This window comes from Thiomonas sp., from assembly GCF_034007205.1.
Classification (GTDB): Bacteria; Pseudomonadota; Gammaproteobacteria; order Burkholderiales; family Burkholderiaceae_C; genus Thiomonas.
This window is the reverse complement of record NZ_JAVERI010000018.1, coordinates 14017-30553: the sequence shown is the minus strand read 5'-3', so window position 1 is coordinate 30553 and position 16537 is coordinate 14017. Positions and strand designations below refer to the sequence as shown.

General features: G+C 65.7%; 18 protein-coding genes. 5 read left to right on the top strand and 13 right to left on the bottom strand.

Annotated elements, in window-relative coordinates; translation table 11 throughout:
- Positions 1-70: 70 nt before the first annotated feature.
- From RBR52_RS13260 to RBR52_RS13245, 4 genes are read right to left on the bottom strand one after another with little or no spacing between them, the layout of a single operon-like run.
- Complete coding sequence (locus RBR52_RS13260) at positions 71-691, bottom strand: DUF4136 domain-containing protein (RefSeq protein WP_320377754.1); 621 nt, start codon at positions 689-691, stop codon at positions 71-73.
- Positions 692-705: 14 nt separating this feature from the next.
- Positions 706-1599, bottom strand: a complete 894-nt coding sequence (gene ttcA / locus RBR52_RS13255; protein ID WP_320377753.1) for a tRNA 2-thiocytidine(32) synthetase TtcA — start codon at positions 1597-1599, stop codon at positions 706-708.
- Positions 1596-1997 carry a dihydroneopterin aldolase gene (locus tag RBR52_RS13250; protein ID WP_320377752.1) on the bottom strand — a complete coding sequence of 134 codons (402 nt, stop codon included), beginning with the start codon at positions 1995-1997 and terminating at the stop codon, positions 1596-1598. The genes ttcA and RBR52_RS13250 overlap by 4 nt, the downstream gene beginning before the upstream one ends.
- Positions 1998-2025: 28 nt before the next feature.
- Entirely contained in the window at positions 2026-2820 is a 795-nt protein-coding gene (locus tag RBR52_RS13245) for an SDR family oxidoreductase (protein ID WP_320377751.1), read from the bottom strand.
- Between the two features lie 18 nt (positions 2821-2838).
- On the opposite strand from RBR52_RS13245, the gene RBR52_RS13240 reads away from it, so the two are divergent.
- From RBR52_RS13240 to RBR52_RS13225, 4 genes are all read left to right on the top strand, one after another.
- On the top strand, positions 2839-4071 hold the full coding sequence (locus RBR52_RS13240) for a class I SAM-dependent methyltransferase (RefSeq protein ID WP_320377750.1): 1233 nt from the start codon (positions 2839-2841) through the stop codon (positions 4069-4071).
- A 3-nt stretch (positions 4072-4074) separates the two neighbouring features.
- Complete coding sequence (locus RBR52_RS13235; RefSeq protein ID WP_320377749.1) at positions 4075-4266, top strand: DUF2905 domain-containing protein; 192 nt, start codon at positions 4075-4077, stop codon at positions 4264-4266.
- 108 nt (positions 4267-4374) lie between these two features.
- On the top strand, positions 4375-4785 hold the full coding sequence (locus RBR52_RS13230; protein WP_320377748.1) for a DUF2000 domain-containing protein: 411 nt from the start codon (positions 4375-4377) through the stop codon (positions 4783-4785).
- A gap of 3 nt (positions 4786-4788) precedes the next feature.
- The gene (locus RBR52_RS13225) at positions 4789-5415 is read left to right on the top strand and encodes a LysE family translocator (RefSeq protein WP_320377747.1); all 627 of its coding nucleotides are present in this window, start codon (positions 4789-4791) and stop codon (positions 5413-5415) included.
- On the opposite strand, the gene RBR52_RS13220 is transcribed toward RBR52_RS13225, so the two are convergent.
- Complete coding sequence (locus RBR52_RS13220) at positions 5338-6216, bottom strand: AraC family transcriptional regulator (RefSeq protein ID WP_320377746.1); 879 nt, start codon at positions 6214-6216, stop codon at positions 5338-5340. The two genes, RBR52_RS13225 and RBR52_RS13220, sit on opposite strands and share 78 nt — an antisense overlap.
- A 78-nt stretch (positions 6217-6294) precedes the next feature.
- Positions 6295-7512 (bottom strand): MFS transporter, encoded by a 1218-nt coding sequence (locus RBR52_RS13215; protein ID WP_320377745.1) that lies wholly within the window; start codon positions 7510-7512, stop codon positions 6295-6297.
- Positions 7513-7670: 158 nt separating this feature from the next.
- Here RBR52_RS13215 and RBR52_RS13210 point away from each other — a divergent pair, with 158 nt between their 5' ends.
- Entirely contained in the window at positions 7671-8612 is a 942-nt protein-coding gene (locus RBR52_RS13210) for a LysR substrate-binding domain-containing protein (RefSeq protein WP_320377744.1), read from the top strand.
- Here RBR52_RS13210 and RBR52_RS13205 read toward each other — a convergent pair.
- The 7 genes from RBR52_RS13205 to RBR52_RS13175 all read right to left on the bottom strand — a co-directional run bounded on the left by RBR52_RS13205 (position 8530) and on the right by RBR52_RS13175 (position 16169).
- A complete protein-coding gene (locus tag RBR52_RS13205) occupies positions 8530-9435 on the bottom strand; it encodes a DUF3014 domain-containing protein (protein ID WP_320377743.1) in 906 nt (301 codons plus the stop codon). The genes RBR52_RS13210 and RBR52_RS13205 overlap by 83 nt on opposite strands.
- 104 nt (positions 9436-9539) lie before the next feature.
- Positions 9540-10925 carry a glycerate kinase gene (locus tag RBR52_RS13200; protein WP_320377742.1) on the bottom strand — a complete coding sequence of 462 codons (1386 nt, stop codon included), beginning with the start codon at positions 10923-10925 and terminating at the stop codon, positions 9540-9542.
- A gap of 271 nt (positions 10926-11196) precedes the next feature.
- Positions 11197-12087: a 2-hydroxy-3-oxopropionate reductase gene (locus tag RBR52_RS13195; RefSeq protein ID WP_320377741.1), complete on the bottom strand. Its 891-nt coding sequence runs from the start codon at positions 12085-12087 to the stop codon at positions 11197-11199.
- A gap of 32 nt (positions 12088-12119) precedes the next feature.
- Complete coding sequence (gene hyi, locus RBR52_RS13190) at positions 12120-12893, bottom strand: hydroxypyruvate isomerase (RefSeq protein ID WP_320377740.1); 774 nt, start codon at positions 12891-12893, stop codon at positions 12120-12122.
- A 10-nt stretch (positions 12894-12903) separates the two neighbouring features.
- On the bottom strand, positions 12904-14658 hold the full coding sequence (gene gcl, locus RBR52_RS13185) for a glyoxylate carboligase (protein ID WP_320377739.1): 1755 nt from the start codon (positions 14656-14658) through the stop codon (positions 12904-12906).
- Between the two features lie 151 nt (positions 14659-14809).
- Positions 14810-15001: a 4-oxalocrotonate tautomerase gene (locus RBR52_RS13180; protein WP_320377738.1), complete on the bottom strand. Its 192-nt coding sequence runs from the start codon at positions 14999-15001 to the stop codon at positions 14810-14812.
- 37 nt (positions 15002-15038) lie between these two features.
- On the bottom strand, positions 15039-16169 hold the full coding sequence (locus RBR52_RS13175; protein ID WP_320377737.1) for a 3-deoxy-7-phosphoheptulonate synthase: 1131 nt from the start codon (positions 16167-16169) through the stop codon (positions 15039-15041).
- Between the last annotated feature and the right edge of the window lie 368 nt (positions 16170-16537).

The following is a 16537-nucleotide window of genomic DNA, read 5'->3' as shown; positions in this document are numbered from 1 at the left end:
CTCCGGGAGAGGGTTGGGGTGAGGGTTCGCACGCCAAGGCAGGTTGGGATGGGGAGATGGGCGTCAACACTCAGCGCGGGAACAGCACCTTGTGCTCGCCGTACTCCGAAGGGAAGCCGCGCAGCGCGGCCTGCGCCAGCGGCACCGCCACGGAAGCCAGCCCGCGCTCGTAGCCGCCGATGCTGGCGTGCGACTGCCAGATCAGCGCGCCGGTCGCGCTGTCGCGGATTTCCAGCGAGAGGCTGCGGTCGTAATAGTTGGGCGGCGGCATCCAGCCGAACCAGCCGCCACCCCAGCCGACATAACCGCCGGGGAAGTAAACCGCCCCATTGGGTAGCAGCACGGGCGGCGGCCAGACCGAAGGGCCATAGGTGGCCTCCAGATCAAGGCGCAAGGTGTAGGTGTAGCGCGCGGTATAGGGTGCGGGCGCGCCCAGCACCGGCACCATGCCGGCCTGAGTCATGGCGTCGAGCACTGCCGTCTGCAGGGTGTAGGCATCGGCGCTCTCGGCGTTGCTTGGAGCGGCCTGCACCTGCACCTTGGCGCCGATCAGGGCTTGCGGCGCGGGGTTGGGGGTGACGACGCTGGCGCGCAGATCGGTGAGGCTGGCGCAGCCGCCGAGCAGCAATGCGGGAATCAGTATCGCCGCCAACCCAACCTGGCGGCGCAGGAAATGGACAAAATCGCGCATCGCTGTTCTCCGCATCAAAACCATTGGATGGATTGTGCGCTCGGGCGTTCCGCATCGAAGGCGATGTCGCCCAGCGGATCGGGCACGCCGGTGGCGCGCAGGCTGGCGAAGTCGAACAGGCTGCGGTCGGCCAGGTGCGAGGGCACGACCTGCGTGAGGGCGTTGAACATATTCTGCGCGCGGCCCGGGAATTCGCGCTCCCACTGTCGCAGCATCGCCTTGACCTGTTTGCGCTGCGCGTGCTCCTGGCTGCCGCACAGATTGCAGGCAATGAGCGGAAAGGCGCGCAGCTCGGCCCAGCGCTGCAGATCGGCTTCAGGCACGTACGCCAGCGGGCGGATGACCACATGCCGGCCATCGTCGCTCACCAGCTTGGGCGGCATGCCCTTGAGCTTGCCACCGAAGAACAGATTGAGGAAAAAGGTTTCGAGGATGTCGTCGCGGTGATGGCCCAGCGCGATCTTGGTGGCGCCGAGCTCTCCCGCCACGCGGTAGAGGATGCCGCGCCGCAGCCGCGAACACAGCCCGCAGGTGGTCTTGCCCTCGGGGATGATGGATTTGACGATGGAGTAGGTGTCCTGCTGCTCGATGTGGAAGGGCACGCCGCGGCTCCTGAGATAGTCGGGCAGCACGTGCTCGGGGAAACCGGGCTGCTTCTGGTCGAGGTTGACGGCGATCAGGTCGAAGTCGATCGGCGCACGTTCGCGCAGGCTCAGCAGGATGTCGAGCAGGGCGTAACTGTCCTTGCCGCCGGACATGCACACCATCACCCTGTCCCCCTGCTCGATCATGTTGAAATCGACCACGGCCTGCCCGATGAGGCGATGCAGGCGCTTGGAGAGCTTGTTGTTCTCGAACTCGGCCTTGTGCACGGCTCGGTAGGTAGCGGCTGAGACTTGTTCGCTCATGGCTGCATATCCTTCACATGGAACACTTCGACGCCCACGCTCTGGCAGTCGGGATAGACATCGGGCTTTTCGGTCGACACCCGCACGGCCTTCACCCGCGGATGTTCGAGCATGATGCGCGCCACGTCGTCGCACAGGGTTTCCTGCAGATGGATGTGGCCGCGGGCGATGCGCGCGGCAATGACGCTGCGCATGAAGTCGTAATCGACCACTTCGTCGAGCTTGTCCTGCTGCGGCGTGGACAGGGCCAGCGGAATGAACAGATCGACGTTGATGAGCACGCGCTGCTCGGCGCGCTTCTCGAAGTCGTGCACGCCGATGTTGATGTTGACTTCGTAGTTGTGCAGGAACAGGCGGCGGCAGGCGCGCAGGGCGGGGTGCGACAGGGCGCTGAACATGATGAGATTCCTTGAAAGATTGAGCGATCTATTCGCCGCGCAAGGCGAACAGCACATCGCGCCCGGCGCCTGCCAAGTGCTGGCCGCCATCGACCAGCAGGGTGGTGCCCGTCACGGCGCGGGCCTGCAGCGCGAAATGCACGGCCTGCGCCACGTCCTGCGGCGTGCTGCCGCGCGCAAGCGGGGTGCGGCTGTGCACGCGGGTGAATTCGTCTTCGGTCATCGGGCCGGAGGGCAGCATCAGGCCGGGCGCCACGCCGACCACCCGCAGCGTGGGCGCCAACGCCTGTGCCAGCACCACGGTGGCCGCCTGCAGCGCCGCCTTGGACAGGGTGTAGGAGAGATAGTCAGGATCGGGATTGGCGAGCTTCTGATCGAGCAGATTGACCACGCAGCCCTGCGCGCCGCGTGCGCAAAGGTGGGCATGCAAGGCCTGCGCCAGCAGCACCGGGGCGATGGTGTTGATCTGGTAATGACGCTGCGCCGCGTCGACGCTGAAATGCTGCGCATCGTCGTACTCGAACAGCGCGGCGTTGTTCACCACGGCGTCCACCCGGCCCAGGGCGGCTGCCGCCTGCGGCAACAGGTCTCGCGCGGCGGCAGGGTCGGCCAGGTCGGCGCCGACAGCGGCAGCCTGCGTCCCCAGCGCCCGCAGCTCGGCGCAAACGTCCTCGGCCGCCGGTTTCGAGCGGTGGTAGTGCACTGCCACATCCCAGCCTTGCGCGGCCAGGTGCAGAGCGATTTCCCGCCCCAGCCGGTGCGCGCCGCCAGTGACCAGCACTTTGGGCCGGGAACTGGAAGGGATGGTGGCGTCGGGCGGCATGCTTTCTAGAATGAAACGATGAACGAACAGCCGACAAGTCTACCGGCCCCTGCCCCGATGGCGCTGGAGCGCAGCGCGCAACTCCTGGCGAGAATCAGGGCTGCCCTGCACGCGGGCGGCGGCTGGCTGCCGTTCGATGCCTATATGCAGCAGGCGCTGTACGCTCCTGGGCTGGGGTATTACACCGGGCAGGCGGGCCAGTTCGGCGACTTCGGCGGCGACAGCGACTTTGTCACCGCCCCCGAACTCTCGCCGCTGTTCGGCCGCACCCTCGCCACTCAGGTCGCGCAAGTGCTGCAGCACAACGATCTGCACGCCGTGGTGGAATTCGGCGCGGGCTCGGGCCAGCTCGCGGCGCAGATTCTGGGCGAACTCGATCGGCTCGGCTGCGCCCCGCGGCAATACGCCATCATGGAAGTCTCGGGCGCGCTCAAACATCGGCAGATGCAAACCCTGCGTCGCGCCGTGCCGCATCTGTTCGACCGCGTGCAGTGGTGGCCCGCCCTGCCCGAGACCTTCGAAGCCGTGGTCATCGGCAATGAAGTGCTCGACGCCATGCCGGTGAAGCTGCTGCACAGGCACGAAGCCGGCTGGATGGAACGCGGCGTGGCGCAGGAAGGCGACGACCTGGTGTTCGCCGACCGCGCCACGACACTGCGCCCGCCTTCGCCCGAAGCGCAGGCCCTGCCCGTGGGCGCCGTGACCGAAATCCACCCGCAGGCGCTGGGCTTCGTGCGCACCCTGGCCGACCGGCTCGCGCGCGGCGTGGCGCTGTTCATCGACTACGGCTTCCCGCAGCACGAGTATTACCACCCGCAGCGTCACATGGGCACGCTACAGGCACACTACCGCCACCGCGTGCTCGACGACGTGCTGCTGTGGCCCGGCCTGACCGACCTCACCGCGCATGTCGATTTCACCGCCATCGCCCTTGCCGCACAGGACGCCGGACTCGACGTGCTCGGCTACACCAGCCAGGCGCATTTCCTCATGAACTGCGGCCTGCTCGACCGGGTGGCCGAGGAACTGGCCTCGGGCCCGCCACCCGTGGCCCCGGAGAACGCCGCCGCGCTGTGCGCGGCCACCGCCGCGTCCGGCGGCTCGCACTACCTGCGGCAGACTGCCGCCGTCAACAAGCTGTTGAACGAGAGCGAAATGGGCGAACTGTTCAAGGTCATCGCCCTGGGCCGCGGGGTGAGCGCACACGCCCTGCGCGGCTTCGCGCGCGGCGACCGTACCCATACGCTGTAGACCATGCGCTGGCTGATCGTATTCATCCTCGCGTCCATCGTGTTTTCGGCACTGCTTCCGCATCTGCGGCGCTTCGGCATTGGCCGCATGCCGCTGGACTTCACGTTCAGGCTGTTCGGCCGGGAGTGGATCTTTCCCTTCGGCTCGAGCCTGCTGCTGTCCTTCCTGGCCTACGTCATCGCGCGGCTGGTGTAGAGGCGGCGAAAAGCGCAACCCCATTCAAGACGCCCTGGGCGTGCTTGAGTACGGTTTCCCACTGACGGAGGCTGCAAGCCTTGCAGCCCGATTCGTGCGGAGACTCTCTTGAAAAAATGCGTGTTGATCATGGACGGCAGCTTGCCCGTCGGTTTGATGGCGAACACCGCCGCCGTTCTTGCCATGAGCCTCGGTCGACTCCACCCCGAGCTGATCGGGGCGGACTTGCCCGATCAAGACGGTCAGATTCATCCGGGCATCACCACCATCGTCCTGCCCATACTCAAAAGCCTACCGGAACAATTGGCCGACATCGCCCGACGCGCACGAGAACTGCCCCGTGGAGAGGTTCTGGTGATCGACTTCACCTCCTTGGCGCAGCAGGCGAAAACCTACGGTGATTACCAATCAGCCTTGTCCGCAACGCAGGCAACCGCGTTGCCCTACATCGGCCTGTGCCTGTTTGGCGAAGCAGCACGCATCAAGTCGTTGACCGGTAGTCTGCCCCTTCTGCGGTGAGCCATGCTGAACACGACTGATCTGATTTCGCTGGCTCGAGATCTCGCGTTGCCTTTGGCGGGTTTCGCCGTGGTTACCTCGGCATCTCCCGGCCCGGTCAATGTCATTGCCGCCACATCCGGGGCGAATTTCGGCTGGCTGCGCACCTTGCCGCATGTTTTCGGAGCCACGTTGGGCTTCACTTCTCTGATTCTTGCGATGGGGTTTGGCTTGGACCACATCCTGCGCCACACCGCTTGGCTGCACCTGGCGTTGAAAGTGCTCGGGGCGACCTTTCTCACCTACATTGCCATCAAGCTATTCATGGCACGGGCAGACGCTACGACCGGCGCACGATTGCAAAAAGCCCCGTCGGCACGACAGGGTCTGCTGGCGCAGTGGACGAACCCGAAAGCCTGGATTGTTGCGGCCACTGGCATCGCAACCTATACGCGCACAGGCGATGCCTATATCCCAAGTGTCCTGCTGCAGGGCATCATCTTCACCTTCATCTGCTTGCCATCCATCGGCGCATGGGCGCTCTTCGGGCACGCAGCAAAACGCCTGCTTGCCTCACCCAAGGCGATTCATCATTTCAACGTCAGCATGGCTGTCTTGCTGCTGCTCTCCGTCGTCGGCGTGTTCTTTTGAGAAACGCTCCGCAGAAAGAACATGTCGGCACAGGCTCTGGAACCGCCCTGGCGTCACACCAAACACCTGTTTGAACGTGCGAGTGTAGTTAGGCTGATCTGAAAAATGCAGGGCATGCGCCGTCTGCGCAATCGTCAGGCCGGAACGCAGGAGGTGACGGCTTTTAAGCGCACGGAGCTGTCGCAAATAGGCTCCTGGCGTCAGACCAACCTGTTGCCGGAATGTGCGAATCGCATGCCAGCGTGTGTATTGGGTTGCGCTTTCAATTTCCGCAAGGACCAGAGGCTCACTCCACTGTCGATCCAGCGCCTGACGCAGCACATTGGAGGGTGGACGGGCCACGCCAGGAGATTTCGTACGCAACCTGGCGGCGAATGCCCGCAGCCACTCGCCCAGAGACACGTCAGGCGACATCGACGCGCGCGCATCAGAACCGATGGCAAAGGCCCATTCACCGTCCGCCCAGACCCTCTTTCGGCTGGCGTGAATCAGTCCGGGCAATTCGGGTGCATGAGCCTCCAACACGTGCGCCGCAACGTAAAGCACCCTGTATTCAACTGCGCCGGCTGTTGGAAGACTTTCATGCACCTCGAAAGGCGGGATGGCGAACACGGCCCCAACCGGTGCAATCTGCATTTCGCCGCGAGACTTGAAGGTGCAGTTGCCCTTGACCACAAGGCCGAACGACCAGGCATCGTGAAAGTGCGGCTCCAAACCCCGTCCGTCCATGCGGGCCTGGATCTTTTCCACCTCGGTACATGCATCCGCGTCCCAGCGGGTGATCTGTTTCGTTGCGTGCACGCTGTTTCTCCAAGAGCGGCGAGAACCGCCTCAAGACGTTGCCGCCAAGAGATCGGCTACCGGACACAAGGATAACGATCAAACGGTTGCTGTGATGGGTGTTGGTTTCCACAATCGCCAAGCCGCCGCACCGATGGCCAGTTGCGCAAACAGCACCAGCGCCACGCACCCCGCCCAGCCCGCGTGCGCCCAGATCCAGGCCGGACCGAAGGCGCCCACGCTGCCGCCCACGTAATAGCACAGCACGTACAGGCCAACGGCTGCTGACCGAGCCTGGCCCGCCAGCGCGGGCACCTGCGCCGTCGCCATCGACTGCGCGATGAACACGCCGCCCGAGCTCAGCGTCAGCCCGAGCACGATGGCCCAGACCGGGCTTAGCAGGGCCAGCAGCATGCCCCCACTGCCCAGCACCACGGCGGCGACAAACACTCGACGCTTGCCGAAAGTCCACGCCAGCTTGCCCGCCAGCGGGGTGGCGATCATGCCCACCAGATAGACGGTGAACAGCAGACTCAAATCCTTGAGGTCGAAGTGGTAGGGCTCAGCCGCCAGATGGAAACTCACATAGGTGAAGGTGCAGACCTGCGAAAACAGAATGCCGAAGCCGATGGCATAAGTGCCCAGCAACTTGGGGTTGCGCAGATGCAGGGCAAAGCCGGACAGCGCGGCGCGCACGCCCCCGCTGCTGGCTTTGAAGCGGCGCGAGGCGGGCATGCCGCGTGCGATGAGCAGCAGAAACAGCAGATCGATCGCCCCCAGCACGACGAAGGCCGCCTGCCAGCCCGCATGCGCGGTGACCATGCCCGCGATGAAGCGCCCGCTGAAGCCTCCGGCCACCGAGCCCGAGATGTAGAGCGCCGTTACTGCCGGAACCTCGGAGGGTTGCCATTCCTCGCTGATATAGGCCACCGTTGCGGTGAACACGCCGGGGATGAACAGCCCTTCGATGGCCCGCCAGACCAGCAGACCGTGCATCGAGGTGGCCGTGGCCGCCAGCAGCGTGGACAGTCCCAGCCCGAAAAGCGACACCAGCAGCACCCGCTTGCGCCCAAAGCGGTCTGCCGCGATGCCCGAGAACGGCGCTGCCACCGCGACCGCCAGGGTGGTGAAGGTGATGGTGAGACTCAGCTCGGCCACGCCGGCATGGAACACCGATTGCAAGCTGGGCAGCAGGCCCTGCGTGGCGTACAGGGTGAAAAACGCGCACATGCCCGCTGCCGTGACGGCGGCGCGGCGCAGCCATTCGGGCGGGCCAACGGTCTCTGCAAGGGAGGAGGGCAAGGCGGTCGTGGACATGGGGGATGCATCGGGCGGGAAACAACGATGGTCGGCAAGCAAGAAAAACTCCTCCCCCGCGAGCGGGGGAGGGAGCTTTTTGGGCGTTTGAGCACAGCTTAAGGCAGGCTTTTTGATATGTGAAATATCATTTCTTGAAGATTTGATTTGTTTTCGATATGGACTTGCGCCATCTGCGTTATTTCATCGCCGTTGCCGAGGAGCGCCACTTCTCCCGCGCGGCGCAGCGCCTGCATGTCTCGCAGCCGCCACTGAGCCAGCAGATCCAGGCGCTGGAGGCCGAGCTGGGCGTGCCCTTGTTCACCCGCGGGCGCGGCGGGGTACAGCGCACGGCCGCGGGCGACGCGCTGCTGCCGCTGGCGCGCGGCATTCTTGATGCCGTGGAACATGCCATCGCCCAGACCCGCCAGGTCGGGCGCGGCGAAACCGGCAGGCTGGCCGTGGGATTTACCGGCTCGATGCCCTTCACCGATGTCATGCCCCGGCTGCTGCGCGATTTTCGCGCCGCGTGGCCGCAGGTCGCGCTCGACTTGCGCGAGCAGCCTTCGCAAACCCAGATCGACGAACTGCTCGCACGCCGTCTCGATCTGGGCTTCATCCGCCCCACGGCGTCGATGCACGACGATCGCCTGTCCACCCTGGTAGTGCAGCGCGAGCCCTTGCTGGCCGCGGTGCATGTCGATCATCCTCTGGCGGCGCGGCCCGGCCTGCTTCTGGGCGATCTGCGCGATCAGCCCTTCGTGATCTACAGCGCCCGCCTCGGCTCGGGGCTGCGCGAGCAGACCTTGGCGCTTTGCGCGCAGGCGGGTTTCACCCCGCGCATCGCGCAAGAGGTGCATGAAATGCCCACGCTCATCGGACTGATTTCAGCCGGATTGGGCGTGGGCCTCATCGCCGCTTCGATGCAGCGTGCCCGGCTGCCTTTTGTCGCCTACCTCCCGCTCGTCGACGTGCAGGCCAGCACCGACGTGCTGCTCGTCTGGCGGCGCGACGATCCGCAGCCGCCCTTGCGCAACCTCATCGCGCTGGCGCGGAGCCTGTCGCCGCAGGCCGCATCCGTTCCTGCAGCGACTGACGGAACTGACGCAGCCAGCCCTTGACCGCGCGCTCGTTCTCCAGCCCCATGCGCATGAGGATTTTCTGCCCGGCAGGCAGCGCTTCGAGGGCCGGATCGGCGTAGGTGTAGAGCACCTTGGGCTGGCGCAGCCGCACCGCCCCCTGCGGCTCGGGCGCCTGCAGCAGGTTGGCGATGACGGCCAGCAAGCGGTCGTTGAACGCGCTCTTGGGATGGCCCAGTTCGCGCCACGCCTGTTGGCACAGCGGGTAGAGCTGCACATAGAGCTGCGCGGCGCGCTGCGGCGCGATGGCGGTGAGGATGTGCACATAGGGCGTGTAGCGGCGCGCGTTGTCCGGCGCAATCGCCAGATCGCTCCCCTGCCCCGTGGTGCGCAGCGCGCCGGGCACGGGGTGCACCGGCCAGACCTGCAGCGGCACGGTCTGCCGCGTCAGGTTGTCCACGGTGGCGACGAAATGCAGGATGAGACGCTTGGGAACCAGCCAGTCCAGCCCGGGCTTGCCGAGCAAGGTGCCGAGTTCGTGCAGCACCAGCGCATCGCTGTCGTGCAGCGCGGTCAGGGACGCCGTGCTGGCAGGCAGTTGCAGCGGCGTCGATGCCGCAGAAGCTGCGGGCTGCGGCGCGCTGGCGGGCGCAGCGGGCGCGCTGCTGGCCTTCTCTGGCGCCGAAGCCGCCGCAGGCACGGCGGCTGTCTGCCCGCGCCAAGCCTGGGCCCACTGTTGCAAACGGGTGCGGTTGGCATAACCCAGCACGACCAGCGCCACGATCAACGACACCGCCACCAGCCAGCCCACGCGGCGCGGCGGCGGCGGGCGCAAGGGATCGTTGGGGGGAGCGGACTGCGGCATGGCGGCCTCCGAAAAGACGTCTGACCACAGTATGCCAGCAAGCGGCGTCAACAGGGTTTTACCGCCCGGTTCAATCGGCCTTGAATGCGCGTTTCAAAGGCGGTTCAAAGCACCAGCAGCGCGCGGAAGTCGTTGACGTTGGTGTAGGTCGGGCCGGTCACCAGCAGGTCGCCGGTGGCGGCGAACAGGGTATAGGCGTCGTGCGCGTCGAGCGCGGCGCGGGGGTTCATCCCCGCCGCTGCCGCGCGCTCCAGGGTATCGGGGGTGATCCAGGCGCCGGCGTTGTCCTCGCTGCCGTCGATGCCGTCGGTGTCTGCGGCCAGCGCCCAGACGCTCGCCTCGCCGTTGAGCGCAATTGCAAGCGCCAGCAGAAACTCGGTGCCGCGCCCGCCCTTGCCGGGCGTGCTGTCTTTGGCCACGGTCACCGTGGTTTCGCCGCCAGACAGCATGACGCAGGGTTTGGCGAAAGGCGTGCCGTGACGCGCCACGCTGCGGGCCAGCGCGGCGTGCGCCAAGGCGATGTCGCGTGACTCGCCCTCCATGTCGTCGGCCAGGATGTGGGCCGACAGGCCCGCCCGAGCGCAGGCATCAGCCGCGGCTTGCAGCATCTGCCGGGGGGTGGCGATGAGCTCGACGCGGTTACCGTTGAACGCCGCATCGCCCGGCTTGGGCGTCTCGAGCGCGCCGCTTTGCAGCCCAGCGCGAATGGCCTCGGGAATGCCGATGCCGTAACGGTCGATGATGGCCAGCGCCTGCGCGCAAGTGCTCGGGTCGGGCACGGTGGGGCCGCTGGCGATGACGTCGGGATCATCGCCCGGCACGTCGGAAATCAGCAGGGTGAGCACCTGCGCCGGGGCGCAGGCGGCGGCGAGGCGCCCGCCCTTGATGGCCGAGAGGTGCTTGCGCACACAGTTCATTTCGGCGATGGTGGCGCCGCTCATCAACAGCTCGCGGTTGATGCGCTGCTTGTCGGCCAGAGTCAGCCCGGCGACGGGCAGCGGCAGCAGCGCCGAGCCGCCACCGGAGATGAGGCAGATGACGAGATCGTCGGCGGTGGGAACGACCCCCACGCTCGCTTGCGCTCGCTGCCCCCCGAGGGGGCTCTCCCCGCCTTGAGGCGGCTCGGCGGCGGGGAGTCCACGAGTGAGCGCCAGCATGCGCCGCGCCGCAGCCTCGCCCGCGGCGTCGGGCACGGGATGCGCGGCTTCGACCAGCTCGATGCGCCCCGGCTTGCCGCGCAGTGCGGGCGGCACATAGCCGTAGCGCGTGACCACCAGCCCGGATATCGGTGCATCCTGCGGCCACAGCGCATCGAGCGCCTCGACCATGGCGCCGCTGGCCTTGCCCGCGCCGAGCACCAGGGTGCGGCCCTTGGGCGGCGGGGGCAGGTGGGCGGCCATGATCCTGCGCGGCTGCGCACGGGCCACGGCCACATCGAACAAGGCGCGCAGAAAAGCGGTGGGCTGGGCGGCGGGGCTGGGGAGAGTCATGGAGCTGGTCTGGGGATCATGATGTATTCATAAGAAACGGCAGCGGCATCAGAGACTCCCCCTCCCGGCCTCCCCCAGCAAGTGGGGGAGGTGAGAAATGCGCTTCGCGCCTCCTTCGGATGCCCCTCCCGGCCTCCCCCAGCAAGTGGGGGAGGCGAGATCGGCCCCCTCTCCCTCTGGGAGAGGGTTGGGGTGAGGGTTCGCGCACCAAGGCAACACGCTTTATCACTCAGCCGCCTCAAGGGGATGCGTTCCATCCCTGCACACCCGGTCAATTGTCTGGCGCGATGGTGTGGTGGCTCATCAGCTCCACCGCCCGGCACAGCGCGGAATGATCGAGCCCGTCCATGCCGTTGGCGGCGCAGGCCGACATGAGCTGCTGCGCCACAGCGGTGTTGGGCAGCGCCACGCCGAGTTGCTTCGCGCCCGACAGCGCCAGATTCAGATCCTTCTGATGCAGCTCGATGCGAAAGCCCGGCTGGAAGGTGCGCTTGATCATGCGCTCGCCATGCACTTCGAGAATGCGTGACGCGGCGAAGCCGCCCATCAGCGCCTGGCGCACCCTGGCCGGATCGGCCCCGGCCTTGCTGGCGAACAGCAGCGCCTCGGCCACGGCCTGGATGTTGAGCGCGACGATGATCTGGTTGGCCACCTTGCAGGTCTGGCCGTCGCCATTGCCGCCCACCAGGGTGACGTTCTTGCCCATGAGCCTGAATAGCGGCTCGACCTTGTCGAACACCTCCTGCCTGCCGCCGACCATGATGGTGAGGCTTGCCGCCTTGGCGCCGACCTCGCCGCCGGAGACCGGCGCGTCGAGGTAGTCGCAGCCCAGCGCGTTGATCCTTGCGGCAAAGTCTTTGGTTTCCATCGGGCCGATGGAACTCATGTCCACCACGATCTTGCCCGGCGTCAGCCCCTGGGCCACGCCGTCCTCGGCGAACAGCACCTTGTGCACATCGGGGGTGTCGGGCACCATGGTGAAAACGATGTCGGCCTTCTGCGCCACTTCGGCATTGCTGGCGCAGGCTATCGCGCCCGCGTCGAGCAGGGCCTGTGGGGTTTTGCTGCGGCTGTGCACATAAAGCGTGTGCCCGCCGGCGATCAAATGCCCCGCCATCGGCGTGCCCATGATGCCCAGCCCGATGAATCCAAGAGTAGCCATGCGAATCTCCGTGTGAATGTGAACGTGTGTTTTTACAGGCCAGTCAGCCAGCCCAGACCGGCGGTGGTCGTGGTCCTGGGTTTGTATTCGCAACCGATATGGCCGCTGTAGCCGATACAGTCGAGATGCTCAAACAAAAAGGCGTAGTTGATCTCCCCCGTACCCGGCTCATTGCGGCCGGGGTTGTCGGCCAACTGGATGTGGGCGATGCGTGGCAGGTGCTTTTGCATGGTCGCGGCCAGCTCGCCTTCCATGCGCTGCATGTGATAGATGTCGTACTGCAGGAACAGGTTGTCACTGCCGACTTCGTCGATGATGGCCAGCGCCTGCGCCGTGCCGTGCAGGTAGAAACCGGGGATGTCGAAGGTGTTGATCGGCTCGATCAGCAGCTTGATGCCATGCGCACCGAGCCGCGCGGCCGCAAAGCGCAGGTTGTCCACCAGGGTGGCGCGCAGAGTGGCCGGGTCGGCCCCCGCAGGCGCCTTGCCCGCCAGGCAGTTGAGCTGGGCCACGCCCAGCGCCGTGGCGTAGTCGATGGCCTTGGCAACTCCCTCGCGGAATTCGCCCACGCGCTCGGGCAGGCAGGCGATGCCGCGCTCGCCCGCGTCCCAGTCGCCTGCGGGCAGGTTGTGCAGCACGATCTGCACACCCGCCTCCAGCGCGGCGTTGCGCACCTGTTGCGCGGTGTGGGCGTAGGGAAAGAGAAATTCCACCGCCTTGAAACCGGCCTTGGAAGCCGCTTCGAAACGGTCGATGAAGGGCTCTTCGGTGAAGAGCATGGTGAGGTTGGCGGCGAATCGGGGCATGTCGGGCTCCTCAGGCTTCGGCGGGTTGCAGGTCGACGACGGGATCGAATTCGGTGATGGCGTCGATTTCGGCGCCCATGGCGATATTGGTCACGCGCTCCAGAATGATCTCGACCACCACGGGAACGGCAAACTCCTTCATCCACTGCCGCGCTGCGGTTAGCGCCGGCTGAATCTGGTTGGGATCGAACACGCGGATGGCCTTGCAGCCCAGCCCCTCGGTCACCTTGACAAAGTCGACGCCATAGCCGTTGACCTCGGGCGAATTGACGTTGTCGAACGAGAGCTGCACGCAATAGTCCATGTCGAACTGGCGCTGGCCCTGGCGGATCAGTCCCAGATACGAGTTGTTGACCACGATGTGGATATAGGGCAGCTTGAACTGCGCACCCACCGCCAGTTCCTCGATGAGGAACTGAAAATCGTAGTCGCCGGATATCGCCACCACCTCGGCGGTCGGATCGGCCACGCGCACGCCCAGCGCCGCGGGCAGGGTCCAGCCCAGCGGCCCAGCCTGCCCGGCGTTGATCCAGTGGCGCGGTTTTTCCACCTTAAGCAACTGCGCCGCGGCGATTTGCGACAGGCCGATGGTGGTGACATAGCGCGTATTGGCGTCGAAGAACTCGACCATCTCCTTGTAGACCCGGTGCGGCTTGATGGGAATCTGCGCGTAGTCCCACTTGCGCAACATCGTCTGCACGCGCTCGCGGCAGGCCACCGCCCAGGCGCTGCGGTCCTTGAGCCGGCCTGCGGCCCTGCGCTCGCGCCCCACGGCGATGAACAGTTCCAGCGCGGCCTTGGCGTCGGAGGCGATGCCGTAGTCGGGCATGAACACCCGGCCGATCTGCGTGGGCTCGATGTCCACATGCACGATCCTGCGGCCCTTGGCATAGACCTCGGGCGAGCCGGTATGACGGTTGGCCCAGCGGTTGCCGATGCCCAGCACGAAGTCGGAGGCGAGCAGATTGGCGTTGCCGCCGCGGTGCGAGGTTTGCAGACCGACCATGCCGGCCATCAGCGGATGGCTGTCGCCGATCGCGCCCCAGCCCATCAGCGTGGGAATCACCGGCACGCCGGTCAGCTCGGCGAATTGCACCAGCAGATCGGAAGCGTCGGCGTTGATCACTCCACCTCCGGCGACGATCAGTGGGCGCTCGGAGCCGTCGAGCAGGTCCAGCGCCATTTCGATCTGCGCGCGCGTCGCCGTGGGCTTGTAGACCGCCAGCGGCGCGTAGGTGTCGGGATCGAACTCGATTTCGGCGAGCTGCACATCCAGCGGCAGATCGATCAGCACCGGCCCCGGACGGCCCGAGCGCATCACATGGAAGGCCTGCTGAAACACACGCGGCACCAGCGCGGGCTCGCGCACCGTCACCGCCCACTTGCACACGGGCTTGGCGATGGACTCGATGTCCACGGCCTGAAAGTCTTCCTTGTACAGCCGCGCGCGCGGCGCCTGGCCGGTGATGCACAGAATGGGAATGGAGTCGGCGCTGGCCGAATACAGCCCGGTGATCATGTCGGTGCCCGCAGGGCCCGAGGTGCCGATGCACACGCCGATGTTCCCCGGCGCGGCGCGGGTATAGCCCTCGGCCATGTGCGACGCCGCCTCGACGTGGCGCGCCAGCACATGCGCGATATGGCCGTTGTCGCGCAGCGCGCAGTACAGCGGGTTGATCGCCGCGCCGGGCACGCCGAAGGCCTGATGCACGCCTTCCTTCTCCAGCACTGAAACCGCGGCATCGACCGCACGCATCCTGGCCATGAATCACTCTCCTCATCGTTTGCCCGCGATTGGGGCGCGAAATTCGGGGAGAGTTTATTAACTAATTCTCTGCCAGTGAATGCCAGAGAAAGTTGAATGATTCGATACTTTTAGTTCAGCAATACAGCGGTCGGAGTCTTTGAAGTCTCGATCATTCGCGCGGCTCGCTCCACAGCTTGCCGCCGGTGGCCCAGTGCGATTTGGGCACTTCGTTGAGAATGATGTCCACCGCGTCGGGCGAACAATCGAGCGTATCGACCACGGCCTGGGTGATGTTCTCGACGAGCTGCTTCTTCACTTCGGGGCTGCGGCCCTCGAATAGATCGATGCGGATGGCGGGCATGGGATCTCCTGCAAGTAGTCAAAGCGAACGCTAAAGCTTACCTGGCCGGTCTGTGTTTGCGCCGCGCCTTCACGCCGTCGGCCAGCATCCGCACCAGTTCGACCGAATCGTCCCACGGCAGGCAGGCGTCGGTGATGCTCTGGCCGTAGATGAGCCTGGCCGGATCGTCCTTGCCCGCGCTGAATTTCTGCGCGCCCCCCACCAGATGACTCTCGGCCATCACGCCGAAAATGCAGCGCTCGCCCGCTGCAAGCTGCGCGGCAATGTCGCGCGCCACATCGAGCTGCCGCAGGTGCTGCTTGGCGCTGTTGGCGTGCGAGCAGTCGATCATCAGGCGGCAGTCGAGCTTGGCTTCCGCAAGCGCCTCGCAGGCTTCGCGCACGCTGGCGGCGTCGTAGTTGGGCGTCTTGCCGCCGCGCAGGATGACGTGGGTGTCCTTGTTGCCGCGGGTCTGCACGATGGCCACCTGCCCGTTCTTGTGCACCGAGAGAAACGAGTGAGGACGGCGCGCGGCGTGAATCGCGTCGATGGCAATGCGCAGGCTGCCGTCGGTGCCGTTCTTGAACCCGATGGGCGCGCTCAGCCCCGAGGCCAGCTCGCGGTGCACCTGGCTTTCGGTGGTGCGTGCGCCGATGGCCCCCCAGGAAATGAGGTCGGCGATGTATTGCGGCGAAATCACGTCGAGGAATTCGCTGCCCGCGGGCACGCCCAGGCGGTTGATGTCGATCAGCAGCTCGCGGGCGATGCGCAACCCCTCGTCGATGCGAAAACTCTCGTCCAGATAGGGGTCGTTGATCAACCCTTTCCAGCCCACCGTGGTGCGCGGCTTCTCGAAATACACCCGCATGACGATTTCCAGTTCGCCCGCATGCTGGCGGCGCAGCACCGCCAGCCGCTGCGCATAGTCGAGCGCCGCCTTCGGGTCGTGGATCGAGCATGGCCCGATGATGAGCAGCAGCCGGTCGTCCTCACCGTGGATGATGCGATGCAGCGCGTGGCGGGTATCGGCCACCAGCGTTTCCACCGGCGTGTCGGCGATGGGAAAGAAGCGGATCAGATGCTCGGGCGGCGGCAAGGGCACGATGTGTTTGATGCGGGCGTTGTCGGTGCGGGAGGTCTTGTCCTCCTGCGGTTTGTGCAAAGACTCTGCGGCGGTCTTGGACTGCATCGGAAGCGCTCCTGCGGTGAGGGTGGATGGGCTAGCCGCTGCAAGCGCGGCAGATTCTGGAGTTGAGCGGTTATCGAACATGGGCTTGGCCTGGTTTTGCGCCAACCGCCCGGCGAAAAAAAACCGCCGGGCTGGCCGGCGGTTTTTGAGGATTTCGAGCTGTCGTGTCAGGTCACGCTTGAGCCTCTCCCTCCGCCGGTGCGGTGCGAGAAGTACCAAAAACCAAAAAAGAAAAAGCGGTTTGCGGTCATGGCTGTTTGCGTTTGCAGGCTTTCATTGAAGCAGAACGGGCGCGTGCTGGCAAGGCCGGGAAAAACAACAAGCGGACTGTTCGACTCAAGGTCGACTCAAAGCGGCTCACTATGTGT